General features: G+C 64.6%; 10 protein-coding genes. 1 reads left to right on the top strand and 9 read right to left on the bottom strand.

Annotated elements, in window-relative coordinates:
- Window positions 1-73: 73 nt before the first annotated feature.
- The 8 genes from CK222_RS15155 to CK222_RS15120 form a co-directional block, all read right to left on the bottom strand.
- Window positions 74-829 (bottom strand): ABC transporter permease, encoded by a 756-nt coding sequence (locus tag CK222_RS15155; protein ID WP_095800862.1) that lies wholly within the window; start codon window positions 827-829, stop codon window positions 74-76.
- A complete protein-coding gene (locus CK222_RS15150; RefSeq protein WP_095780639.1) occupies window positions 826-1,599 on the bottom strand; it encodes an ATP-binding cassette domain-containing protein in 774 nt (257 codons plus the stop codon). The genes CK222_RS15155 and CK222_RS15150 overlap by 4 nt, the downstream gene beginning before the upstream one ends.
- Window positions 1,599-2,651 carry an ABC transporter substrate-binding protein gene (locus CK222_RS15145; RefSeq protein WP_176477644.1) on the bottom strand — a complete coding sequence of 351 codons (1,053 nt, stop codon included), beginning with the start codon at window positions 2,649-2,651 and terminating at the stop codon, window positions 1,599-1,601. Before CK222_RS15145 ends, CK222_RS15150 begins: the two co-directional genes overlap by 1 nt.
- Before the next feature lie 65 nt (window positions 2,652-2,716).
- Window positions 2,717-3,151, bottom strand: coding sequence for a VOC family protein (locus CK222_RS15140; protein ID WP_067328264.1), 435 nt, complete (start codon window positions 3,149-3,151; stop codon window positions 2,717-2,719).
- Between the two features lie 2 nt (window positions 3,152-3,153).
- Complete coding sequence (locus tag CK222_RS15135; protein WP_095800861.1) at window positions 3,154-3,879, bottom strand: FadR/GntR family transcriptional regulator; 726 nt, start codon at window positions 3,877-3,879, stop codon at window positions 3,154-3,156.
- A complete protein-coding gene (locus CK222_RS15130; protein WP_067328269.1) occupies window positions 3,876-5,312 on the bottom strand; it encodes an FAD-binding oxidoreductase in 1,437 nt (478 codons plus the stop codon). The genes CK222_RS15135 and CK222_RS15130 overlap by 4 nt, the downstream gene beginning before the upstream one ends.
- A 137-nt stretch (window positions 5,313-5,449) precedes the next feature.
- Entirely contained in the window at window positions 5,450-6,733 is a 1,284-nt protein-coding gene (locus CK222_RS15125; protein ID WP_095800860.1) for a M23 family metallopeptidase, read from the bottom strand.
- Between the two features lie 166 nt (window positions 6,734-6,899).
- Window positions 6,900-7,367: a peroxiredoxin gene (locus CK222_RS15120; protein ID WP_095800896.1), complete on the bottom strand. Its 468-nt coding sequence runs from the start codon at window positions 7,365-7,367 to the stop codon at window positions 6,900-6,902.
- Window positions 7,368-7,464: 97 nt separating this feature from the next.
- Between CK222_RS15120 and CK222_RS15115 the strand changes: the two genes are divergently transcribed.
- The gene (locus CK222_RS15115; protein WP_095800859.1) at window positions 7,465-10,875 is read left to right on the top strand and encodes a DUF3971 domain-containing protein; all 3,411 of its coding nucleotides are present in this window, start codon (window positions 7,465-7,467) and stop codon (window positions 10,873-10,875) included.
- A 9-nt stretch (window positions 10,876-10,884) separates the two neighbouring features.
- On the opposite strand, the gene tyrS is transcribed toward CK222_RS15115, so the two are convergent.
- Window positions 10,885-12,138, bottom strand: a complete 1,254-nt coding sequence (tyrS, locus tag CK222_RS15110; RefSeq protein WP_095800895.1) for a tyrosine--tRNA ligase — start codon at window positions 12,136-12,138, stop codon at window positions 10,885-10,887.
- Between the last annotated feature and the right edge of the window lie 14 nt (window positions 12,139-12,152).

Raw genomic sequence — 12,152 nt, 5'->3', positions numbered from 1 at the left:
CTCCGAATCAGAACCCTCGGAACACAATGAATCAACGCCAAACCGCGTTGAGAATCCTGAATGTAGATTGGACCTAGTATCTGATGACGCGACGCTCGATCAGCACGACGATGCAGAAAAGCGCGATCGACAGCGACGAGGACAGCACGATCGCGGCGTAGAGCCGGTCGGATTGATAGTTGAACGTCGCCTGGATGATCAGCGCGCCGAGGCCTTTGTCCGAGCCGATCCATTCGCCGACGATGGCGCCGATTACCGCAGTGGCCGAGGCGATGCGCAGCGAGGAGAACAGCATCGGCAAGGCGCGGGGCAGGCGCAGAGCCCAGAAGATCTCCGAGCGTGTCGCCGACAGCACGCGGAACAGCTCGTGCTCGTTGTCGCTTGCCGAATCCAGGCCCCGGATCATGTTCACCAGGGTCGGGAAGAAGCAGATCACGGCGGCGATGACGATCTTTGGCGTCATGCCGAGGCCGAAGATCAGGATGATGATCGGCGACAGCGCCAGGATCGGAATGGTGTTGAAGAACAGCACGATCGGGAAATAGGCGGCCTGCAGGATGCGGCTGTGCACGAAGACCACGGCAAGCAGCACGGCGGCGAGATTGCCGATGGCGAAGCCCGCCAGCGCCTCGATCAGCGTCGGTCTGAGGTTGTCGATGAGCAGGGCGAAATTCTTCTGAAAGACGCCGAAGATCGCCGTCGGCGTCGGCACGATATAGGCCGGCACGCCGAGCAGCGGCAGGAGATACTGCCAGGCAATCAGGATCGACGCCGCGCCCAGAACCGGAAGCGCAATCGCCATTTGCGGGGCAAGCGGCGCCGGTCTCACGATGCGCGCTCCAGCGCTGCACGCAACTCGGCCATGGCGCCGACGATCGCCGCATCCTCGCGCTTGCAGCGGTTGCCTTCCTGCTTGAAGGGCCGCAGGTCGAGGTCCTTCACCACCCGTCCCGGATTGGCAGCCAGCACAATGACGCGCTCGCCGAGATAGGCGGCTTCGGCGATCGAATGGGTGACGAAAAGGATCGTTGTGCCGGTGCGCCGCCAGAGCGTCAGCAATTCGTCGTTGAGGCGATCGCGCGTGATCTCGTCCAGCGCGCCGAACGGCTCGTCCATCAGAAGCAGCCTGGGCTCGCCAAGCAGGGCGCGCGCGATGGCGACGCGCTGACGCTGGCCCCCCGAAAGCTGATGCGGCAGGCGTTCACCGAGTCCGCCAAGCCCCATCAGCTCCAGCAGTTCGCTGCTGCGGTCATCGATCTTGCGTGTGAGGCTGCGCTGGCCGACGCCGAGCGGCAGGCGCACATTGTCGCGCACCGTGCGCCAGGGCAGCAGGGTGGAATCCTGGAAGACGAAGCCGACGTCGCGGCGCGAGCGCACCGCGTGCGGTGTGGCCCCAAGCACGCTGATCGTGCCGTCCAGCGGGTCGAGCAGGTCCGCCACCACGCGAAGTAAGGTCGACTTGCCGCAGCCCGACGGGCCGAGGATCGACAGGAAGGAGCCGGCTGCGACCGTGAGGTCGAGGCCGGACAGCACTTTGACGACCTTCTGCCGGCCGCCATAGCCGACATCGAGCTTCTGCGCTTCGATGGCGTTCGGCATCAGGCCGCGGGCGCGTCGAGCTTGGGCCGGTCCGCGGCCGAAAGCTCCAGGATCTTCGTGGTGTAGACATCTTTGGCGGCCGGGCGTCCGTTCGGGTACTGGCCGACCTTGTCGAGCAGCGTCAATTGCTCCTCGATGGAGGCAGGGTCGAACGTGCCCCAGCCATCTTTGGCGGTCGCGCCGTCGAAGGAGAGTTTCAGCACCAGGTTGACGGTCTTCTCTTCCCAGCCGAGATCCATCTCCGGATACGCGGCGACCATCTTCTTCACCGCCTCCTGGGGGTTGGCGTGAACCCAGCCCCAGCCCTTGCCGACCGCGCCGACGAACTTCGCCAGTGTGTCGGGGTCCTTCTCGATCGCCGCGTCGGTCGCGAAATAGACGTCGGCGTAGGAAGCGAGGCCGAGGTCGCGCACCAGGAGATCGATGCGGTCCTCGCCGACCGCGCTCAGCGCCTGGGTGTTGGTGATCCAGCCGCCGATGGCGTCGACGTCGCCGCGCACCAGAGGCGCCTTGTCGAAGCCGACATTGACGATGGTGACTTCCGAGGGGTCGATACCGTTCTTGGCCAGGATCTCATCGATGACGAAGCGCGCGGTCGGCTGGATGCCGATCTTCTTGCCCTTGAGGTCGGCAACATTGCGGATTGGCTTTCCCGGTTTCGAGGTCAGCGCATAGGGGCCGGTGCGGAAGCCGCAGGCGATGATTCTGATCGGCACGCCGCTGGCGCGCGCCGCATAAAGCTGCGGCGTTTCCGAGAACTGGCCGAGCTGCGCGGCGCCGGAGATCACCGGCGGCACGGTCGAGGCATTGGGGCCGCCAGGGCTGAACTCCACCTCGAGCCCGGCATCCTTGAAATAGCCGTTGGCGACGGCCGCGATGTCACCGATCTGGCCATTGGACATCAGCCAGTCATACTGGATGACGACCTTGCCGGCGGCCCTGGCGCCCGGCGTCAACACCAATTGCATACCGGCTGACGCGGCTGCGACCGCTGCGAGGCCGCCCTTCACGAAAGCGCGGCGGTTCAATTCGTAGTCTTGGTTCCCACTCATTTTTCGCTCCTGTTGCAGACTTCTTGTCTCTTCTTTCCAAGCGCCGCTCCCTCGGCGCGGCGTCGCTACGGCTGTTGGTCGTGGTAGTCGCCAGGGCCGCCGTCGAGCCAGGCGTAAAGCTCCCAAAGCGTGTCGTCCGGATCGGTGAAATAGGCGCAGCGCGCATTCCAGACGTAGTTTTCGGGCGGTCCATAGAAGGGCACGCCCTTGGCGCTCAATTCGCCGTGCAGCCGGTCGATCTCGGCCGGCGATCCGAGCTGGACGGCGACGCAAACCTTGTGCGCTTGGCGCGGCGATCTCTGGTTCGAGACGCCGGTGTGTCGGTTGATGTGGTCGAGCTCCCAGGCGGCGAGCGTCACGCCCTCGCCATGGAAATCGGCAAACCCTTCGGCACGCCGACGCAGCCGGAAGCCGAGTTTCCCGACATAGAAGTCGACCGTACGCTCGATATTTTCCACCAGCAGGCAGACGTCGGAGATGCGGGTGAGGTTGGCCGGCATGATTATTTCGTCCCGGAGAGTGGCAGCTTCACGCCGACGCGGTTCGCAGCGCCGATGATGTGCGTACGCATTGCTGCTTCTGCCGCCGCCGGATCGCCCGCCACTAGCGCCTCATAGATGCGCACATGTTCGCCGACATTGATCTCGACGAGATCGTGCAGCGGGTTGGTTAAGCGGGCATAGTGGATCGACTGGCGGATCTGCTCGCAGACAAAAGAGATGAAGGTGTGGATGTAGCTGTTGCCGGTCGCCCGCGCGATCTCGCGGTGGAATAGCAGGTCGGCGTCGATGCTGCCTTCTTCCCAGCGCTCCTCGCCGCCCATGCGGTCGAGCGCCGCCTTGATCGAATCGAGATGCTCCTGCCCGCGCCGCGCCGCGGCGAGCGCCGCCGACTCGGCCTCGAGGATGCAACGCAGCTCGAACAGCCGCTCCATATTGTGGGTGTCCTTGAGCGCCTCGCGGTCGATGCGGATCGCCGCCCTTTGCTGGGGCGCCAGCACGAAGGCGCCGATGCCTTGCCGCGCCTCGATCATGCCGTCCGCCCTCAACTGGGCAATCGCCTCGCGCACCACATTGCGGCTGACGCCGAACTTCTCGGAAAGCTCCTGCTCGGTCGGCAGCCGCGCGCCGGGATTCAACTCGCCGGATTCGATCTCGCGGCTGAGGAAGGCCGCGACCCGGTGCGGCAGGGTCTCGACGGTGCCGATGGCGGCCAGTCTCTGCTTCATAAAAAACGCTCCGTCGAGGGCAGCAGGCAGCCGGGGTTCATCACCCCTTTAGGGTCGAGCGCAGTCTTCAGCGCGGCAGCCATGCGGCGATGCGCCGGCGAAAGCCCGGCCCAGAATTCTCGGGCACGGCTGCGGCCGATGCCGTGCTCGGCGCTGATCGAGCCGCCGAGCCTGACGGCGATGTCGTAGAGTCCCGCCGTGATTTCCTCGCCGCGCGCCCGGGCTTCGCCATCAGCGAGATCGAGCGGCGGCAGCACATTGAAATGGATGTTGCCGTCGCCGGCATGGCCATAGGCCAGTGCAATCCAGCCCGGATGTTCGGTGGCGACGAAGCGGCGGGCGCGCTCGACAAGGGCAGGGATATCGGAAATGCGCACCGAGAGATCGGTGCGCACGTGGTAGCCGCGCTTCGCCTGGCCCTCGACCAGTCCCTCGCGGATCGCCCAGAAGGCCTTAGCCTGCGCGTTGCTGGTCGCGAGGACTGCGTCGGCTACCAGGCCGCCTTCGAGCGCATCGGTTAGAAAACTGGCGAGCACGCCGTTGAGGTCGATGGTCGGTCCGGAGGACAATTCGATCAGCGCATGGACGGGTGCTGCGACAGGCGCCGTCATTCCAGGATCGACCAGCCGGGCCAAATCGATGCATTCCGAGCCGATGATCTCGAAGGCGGAAATCAGATCGGAGCAGGCGCGTCGCGCTCGGTTGAAGAGGCCGATGGCCGCTTCGAACGAGATGAGGCCGAGATAGGCGGTCTCGACACGGGCAGGCTTCGGGAACAGCTTGACCTCCACACCGGTAATGATGCCGAGCGTGCCCTCGGAGCCGATGAACAGCTGCTTCAGGTCATAACCGCTGTTATTCTTGCGCAGCCCGGAAAAGCCGTTCCACAGCTCGCCATCGGCCAGAACAACCTCCAGCCCCAGGATCAGGTCGCGCGCCATGCCGTAGCGCAGCACGTTGACGCCGCCGGCATTGGTCGCGGCATTGCCGCCGATCTGGCAACTGCCTTGTGCGCCGAGCGCCAGTGGGAACAGGCAATCTTCGGCCTCGCTTGCCTCTTTGATCGTCTGCAGCACGCAGCCTGCGTCCGCCTGAAGTGTGAAGTTCGCGCGATCGATCCGACGGATGGCGTTCAGCCGCTCCAGGCTGACGACTACACCGCCGGTGGTGGTGCCATCGATGGCGCCCGAAACCAAGCCGGTGTTGCCGCCCTGTGGAATGACGCCGAGTCCCAACTCGCTGCACAGACGCATCAGCACCTGCACCTCCGCAACCGACGCGGGGCGCAGTACGGCCAGCGCGCTGCCTCGATAGTCGCCGGCCCAATCGCCGAGATACTTCGCCATTCCAGCAGTGTCGGCAGTGAGACCGCTCGGCCCCACTGCGTCTTCGAGGACGCTGAGGATATCCGGTGAGAGGCTGCGAACGGTCATCAGCGGCGCAATCGGTGAGGCGACAGGGTGATGTATATCATCCTACAACTTGGATTGAGTCAATCCGAAGCGAGGCGCTGCCCAGGCAAAACGGTGGATAAATCTGGAGGGACCTCGGGTCGGCCGCGAGGCGTGCGCTAAAGGTACTGCGCGACCTTCTTGCCGACGGCGAGGAAGCGCAGCGGGTCGACCGCCTCGCCGTTGTGGCGCACCTCGTAGTGGAGATGCGGACCGGTCGAGCGGCCGCTGCTGCCGGTCTTGCCGATCACGTCGCCGGCGGCGAGCTTCTGGCCGACAGTCACGTCGATCTCGCTGAGGTGGCCATAGCGCGTCGCAAAGCCGTTGCCGTGGTCGACCTCGACCATGCGGCCGTAGCCGCCGTTCCAGCCGGCCTTGGTGACGACGCCGGCAGCGGTGACCTTCGCCGGCATGCCGATCGGCGCCCTGAAATCCATTCCCGTATGCAGGGCGGCCGTGCCGAGGATCGGGTCGGTGCGCACTCCGAACGGGCTGGTCACAGTATGACCCGGCGCGGGATTGCTGAGCGGCAGCTTGCGCGCCTCTTTCTTGACTTGATCCAGCGCATCAAGCGCTTCATCCAGCTCTTTGACTTTGCTGTCGAAGATCATTGAGGAATCGAGCGGCACCAGCGGCCCGCCGACATCGTTCTTGTCGAGCTCCGTGTCGACCGGCAGCCCGGCGGCTTGCAGTGCCTGCGAGATCGCGTCCGCGTTGCGATAAGCGTTGTCCGCAAGCGTGGTGATGCGGGTGAGCTGCTGGTTCTCGATGGCCTTGAGCGAAGCGTTGATCGACACGAAGAGCTTGTCGGCGCGATCCGCTGACGTTTCGTTGTCGAGCGGGTCCGAGCGTGTCGACCACAGGGAGAATGGCCTCGTGTCGCCGGCGCCCAACGACGCGACGGAGTAGGTCGGGACCTGCGAAAGGCCGCCGGTGATCTCGGCGTGCTCGTCGGGTTTCGTCGCTGCGGCATTGGCTGCGGCGGGCACATCGCCGACCTCGCTCTCGGCGCGTTCGAGGATCGGCCCGAGCCGGCCGTGGCGCTGGCTGAGCTGGGTCTGCCTGGCCAGCAACTCGCCGACCTTGGTCTCCATGAGCTGCTGGTCGAGAAGCTGGCGGCTGGTGATGCGATCGACCTGGGCGCGAAGCGCGGAGATGCGATCCTCATAGGCCTGCTGCATGCGCGCCTGCCTGGCCGTGGTGGCGCCGATCAGGTCATCGCGCAGCACCAGGTAGGAGGTGGCGAGCAGATAGCCGATGGCGATCGCCGCAAGCGCCGACCCGATGAAGGCGGCGAGCCACGGGCGGATGGTGAAATGCCGGATCTCGTTGCCCCGGGCGATAATGACCGTATGGGGCTCCTTGCGCCTGCCGAAGACCGCTGACTGACCGTTTGAATTCACGGGACCAAGCTTTCGTTACGACTCCAACGACAGCTCGATTACACATTATTAGGGTTAACAAAGCTTTGCTGGCCCCGATGTCGGCATAACCAAATCCCGCAACGCGGGTGGCAGGTTGCAGGGAAGGAGGCCAGCAAAATCGCGGAAGCTTTTGGTCTGCCCCGCTTCAGAGCGCGCGCACCGCCTCCAGCACCTCTTCGGCATGGCCCTTGACGCGCACCTGCCGCCAAATGCGGGCGATGCGTCCGTCCTTGCCGATCAGGAAGGTGGCGCGCTCGACTCCCATGTACTTGCGGCCGTACATCGTCTTCTCGACCCACAGATGATAGGCCTCGATCGCCTTGCGCTCCTCGTCTGCGACGAGATCGAGGGTGAGGTCGTATTTCGCCTTGAATTTGTCGTGTTTCTTGACGCTATCGGGGGACAGCCCGATGACCACGGCGCCGGCCTTCTCGAATTCCGGCTTCAGCTGCGAGAAGCCGATCGCCTCGTTGGTGCAGCTTGTGGTGTCGTCCTGCGGATAAAAGTAGAGTACGACAGGTTTTCCCCGGATCGCGGCGAGGCTGAGGGAGCCGCCGCCGTCGCGCGGAAGATCGAATTGCGGCGCAACGTCGCCCACGTCGAGTTCAGCCATGTCGATGCCCTTGTTTGCGGTTACGCGCGGATCGAGCATCGATATAACGTGAGGCGGGGATTCGTCCACGACGAGTACGTTTACAACGGAATATTGCTTGGATCAGGAGCGACCGCAGCACGAGAAGATCAGGTTCAGGCGTGACGAGATCACCGACCTGGCGGCCTTTCCGTCCGCGTGCAGCGTGCCGCCGCTCGGCCGTGCTTCGGTGCGCCGGCGCTTCCGCATCCTCGGTCGGGTGTTCGCCGGGCTCTGCGCGCTGGTGCTTCTGGCGGCAATTGGCGTCTATGTGCTTGGCACGTCAGGCATCGGCACGGAACGACTTCGCGCCGAAGCCGAGACGGCCATCGAGAAGCTCGCTGGCGTCGATCTCAACGTCACCGTTGGGCCGGCGCGGTTGACGCTCGATGGGTCGAGCTTCGTCGCTCTGCAGGTCAGCGACGTCAGCTTGAAGACGGCCGACGGCAACCCGATGGCCGATGTCGGGCGCGTCCGCTTCGGCATGCGCCTGCTGCCGCTGCTATCCGGCGAGGTCAAGCTCACCAGCGCCCGGTTCTCCGATGCTCGCATCATGGTCGCCGCCATGCCGTCCGGGAGCGGTGATTGGACTGCGGCTTTGCGCAACGAGGATGGCCTGGTCGATCCGGAGAAAGTATCGGCGGCGGTGTTTGGCGGCGTCAACGCGGCGCTGGATGCGGTGCGCGCGGAATCGATGCGCCAGATCGACCTCCGCAACGTCGAGTTCGAATTGCCGCCGGGCGGATCGGTCAGGCGTGTGACCGTCGCCGAGGCCACTGTTGGGCAGACGGGCACAGGCAGCATGGAACTGTCTTCAAATGCCGATGTCGACGGCCGGCATGTCAGCCTGAGCGCCTCCGCGGCGCGCGATCCGAGCGCCAGGCGGATAGCATCGCTGGACGCCGCCCTCGCGATAGCCGACGTCGGCGTAGCGCCCGCTCAGGGAAGCTCCAGCGGCGGGAACTTCGCCGCCCAGGGCGGCAAGCTTGGTTCTGTTGCGCTGAAGCTTTCGGGCGCCGAGGCGTCCGGCGACACGCCGTCGCGGCTGACGGCGTCGCTGTCGCTCGGCGGCTCGGTGCTCGATCTCGGCTCGCGCGGGCTGCTGCCGGCCGACGTCGATGCCAGGGCCACATTGGTCGCGGGATCAAACAAGGTCTCGGTCGATAAATTGCTGATCAGGACCGGCCGCTCGACATTCGATTTCTCAGGCTCGATCGGGCCGAAACCGGCAGCCGCGGGCGAGGAGCCGTCCTACCGCTATGACCTTGTCAGCGACGGCTCGACGCTCGCGCCTTCGGAATCGCCGGAGCCGGCGCTTCAGTTTCTTGCCCGGGTCGCCGGCGTCTACCAGACCAAGAGCCGCAAGCTCGTCGCCGAGCAGATCGGCGTCCGCTCCGGGGGTTCGAGCGACGTGCTGGGCACGGCGTCGCTCGCCTTCATCGACAATGGCCCGCCGGGTGTGTCGCTGTCGCTCAATGTACACGACATGCCGGTTTCGCATGTGAAGCAGTTGTGGCCCTGGTTCTCTGCCCGCAACGCGCGGCTTTGGGTGCTGGACAACCTGTTCGGCGGCCGTGTGGTCGACGCCAACCTGCAGTTCCAGGTCGTTCCTGGGCGGCTCGGCAACGGCGTTCCGCTTTCCGGCGACGAGGTGTTCGGCCGCTTCCAGGTCGAGGGCTCGCGCTTCGATACTGCGGGGCGCATTCCGCCGATCCGCGATGCGGTCGGTGTCGTTGCCTTCCACGGCAACGATGTCGATATCACGCTGTCCTCGGGCAGCGTTTTTATGCCGAGCGGCCGCACCGTGGCGGCAAGCGGGGGCACACTGACGATCAAGCAGGCGAATGTTTCGCCCGTGATCGGCTCTCTCGACATCGATGTCGCCGGCGAAGCCCCGGCGATCGCCGAACTCGCCTCCTTTGAGCCGATCAACGCCATGCGCCATGTCGGGCTTGCGCCTGAGGATTTGAGCGGCACCGTCACTGGGCATGTGCGGGCCGACATTCCGCTGACTTCCGGCGTCGATACCTCGAGGCTCGACTGGCTGGTGGCGCTGGACTACCAGGATCTTTCCTTAGCCAAGCCGTTCGAGGACCAGATGGTGACCCAGGCCGACGGGTCGATCACCGTGAGCCCCGACCGTGCGGTGATATCGGCGAAGGCGAAGCTGAACGGCATTCCAGCCGAGCTTGACCTGGTCGAGCCGCTCGAGGACAGCGGCCCGCCGCGCAGCCGTAAGGTCGCGCTGGTGATCGACGACAAGACGCGCGCTGCAGCAATGCCCGGCCTGTCGCCGCTGCTTTCCGGAACCATCAAGGTGGCGATCGACAAGAGCGGCGAGGGCGTCCAGAACGTGTCGGCCGACCTGACCAACGCAAGGCTCGACATCCCCTGGGCAGGATGGAGCAAGGGTGCCGGCATTCCGGCCAAGGTCACCTTCACGATGGCAAAGTCGGGCAGCACGACCACGCTGTCCGACTTCGATCTCGACGGGAAGAGCTTTTCGATCGACGGCGATGTGACACTGGTCAACGGGGCGCTGTCCTCGGCCCGGTTCAGCAAGGTCGCGCTCAACAGGGGAGACGACGTCGCGGTCTCGGTCAAACGGTCGGGCAAAAGCTATGCGGTCAATGTCAGCGGCGACTCTCTCGACGCCCGCTCGCTGATCAAACAGTTTACCTCAGACGTTGATACAGCCACAAAAGGCGCCGGCGCCGACGCGATCTCGGTCAGCGCCGACGTGAAGTCGCTGACCGGCTTTCACGACGAGGTGCTGTCGAACCTCAAGCTGAATTACAGCGCTGCCGGCTCCCGGGTGAATGGTCTCGATGTCAGCGCGACGGCGAGTTCGGGTGCCGCCATTGCCGTCCGAAACACCACCGGCGACGGCGGCCGGTCCCTCACGATGAAATCGGCCGATGCCGGCGCTATCCTGCGCTTCCTCAACATTTACGAGCATATGGAGGGCGGGGCCATCACGCTGTCGCTGGCGGGCGACGCCGACGGACCAATGAAGGGCCAGGTCGACGCCAGCAATTTCTATGTCGTCAACGAGCCGAAGCTTGCGTCGATCGTGTCGACCAGGCCGGCCGGCGATACGCGCAGCCTCAACCAGGCGGTCAAGGCCAACATCGACACCTCAAGGGTGCAGTTCGAGCGCGGCTATGCCGAGATCGACAAGGGCTCCGGCTATCTCAGACTGGCAAACGGTCTGTTGCGCGGTCCGCGCATCGGCACGACTTTCCAGGGCACGCTCTACGACCAAGACAACAATATGGACATGACCGGCACCTTCATGCCGGTCTATGGGCTCAACCGCATCTTCGGCGAACTGCCGCTGTTCGGCCCGCTGCTCGGCAACGGCCGCGACCGCGGCCTGATCGGCGTCACCTACCGGCTGCGCGGCAACGCCAACAAGCCGACGCTCAACATCAATCCGCTGTCGGTGGTGGCGCCGGGAATTTTTCGCTCAATCTTCGAATATCGGTGATCAGCCCGACTAAATCGGCCGCACCAGAACGTGCTTCTTCCTGCCGAACGAGAGCTTCACCACACCTTCCGCGCCCAGGTCCTCAAGCGTCACCACGCGCCGGTCGTCGGTCACCACCTGGTCGTTGAGGCGCACGGCACCGCCCTGGACATGCCGGCGCGCTTCGCCATTGGAGCCGGCGAGCCCGGCGGTGACGAACAGCGACAGGATGCCGATGCCGGCCTCGAGATCAGCCTTGGCGACGTCGATGCTGGGCAGCGTGTCGGCGAGCGCGCCTTCCTCGAAAGTCTTGCGCGCGGTCTCTGCAGCCGTTTCGGCCGCCTCGCGGCCATGCAGCATGGCGGTGATCTCGGTGGCGAGAATCTTCTTCGCCTCGTTGATCTCCGAGCCGCCGAGCTTTTCGAGGCGCGCGACCTCATCCAGCGGCAGCGTCGTGTAGAGCTTCAGGAAGCGCCCGACATCCGCGTCCTCTGTGTTGCGCCAGTACTGCCAGAATTCGTAAGGGGACAGCATGTCGCCATCGAGCCAGACAGCGCCGGAGGCCGACTTGCCCATCTTGGCGCCGGAGGAAGTGGTGAGCAGCGGCGTGGTCATCGCAAACAGCTGCACGCCTTCCATGCGATGACCGAGATCGATGCCGTTGACGATGTTGCCCCACTGGTCGGAGCCGCCCATCTGCAGCCGGCAGCCGACGCGCTTGTAGAGCTCGACGAAGTCGTAAGCCTGCAGGATCATGTAGTTGAATTCGAGGAACGACAGCGACTGCTCGCGGTCGAGCCTGAGCTTCACGGAATCGAAGGCCAGCATGCGGTTTACGGAGAAATGCCGGCCGACATCGCGCAGGAAACTGACGTAGTTGATCTCCATCAGCCAATCGGCATTGTTGACCATCACCGCGTCGCCCGCGCCGCTGCCGAATTTGAGATAAGGCGCGAAATTGCGGCGGATGCCGACGAGATTGCTCTCAATGTCCCCAGGCGTCAGCAGCTTGCGCGCCTCGTCCTTGAAAGAAGGATCGCCGATCATCGAGGTGCCGCCGCCCATCAGCGCGATCGGCCGGTGGCCGGTATGCTGCAGCCAGTGAAGCATCATGATCTGGATCAGCGATCCGGCATGCAGGCTCTTCGCCGTCGCATCGAAGCCGATATAAGCGCTCACCGTTTCCTTGGCGAAAAGCTGGTCGAGGCCGGTTTCATCCGAAATCTGGTGGATGAAGCCGCGCTCGCTCATGATGCGCAGGAAATCGGACTTGAAGGCGGACATCTTTTCTTCCCGGA

Origin of the sequence: Mesorhizobium sp. WSM3866 (genome assembly GCF_002294795.1) — a bacterium.
Classification (GTDB): Bacteria; Pseudomonadota; Alphaproteobacteria; order Rhizobiales; family Rhizobiaceae; genus Mesorhizobium.
This window is presented reverse-complemented; position numbering and strand designations above follow the sequence as displayed.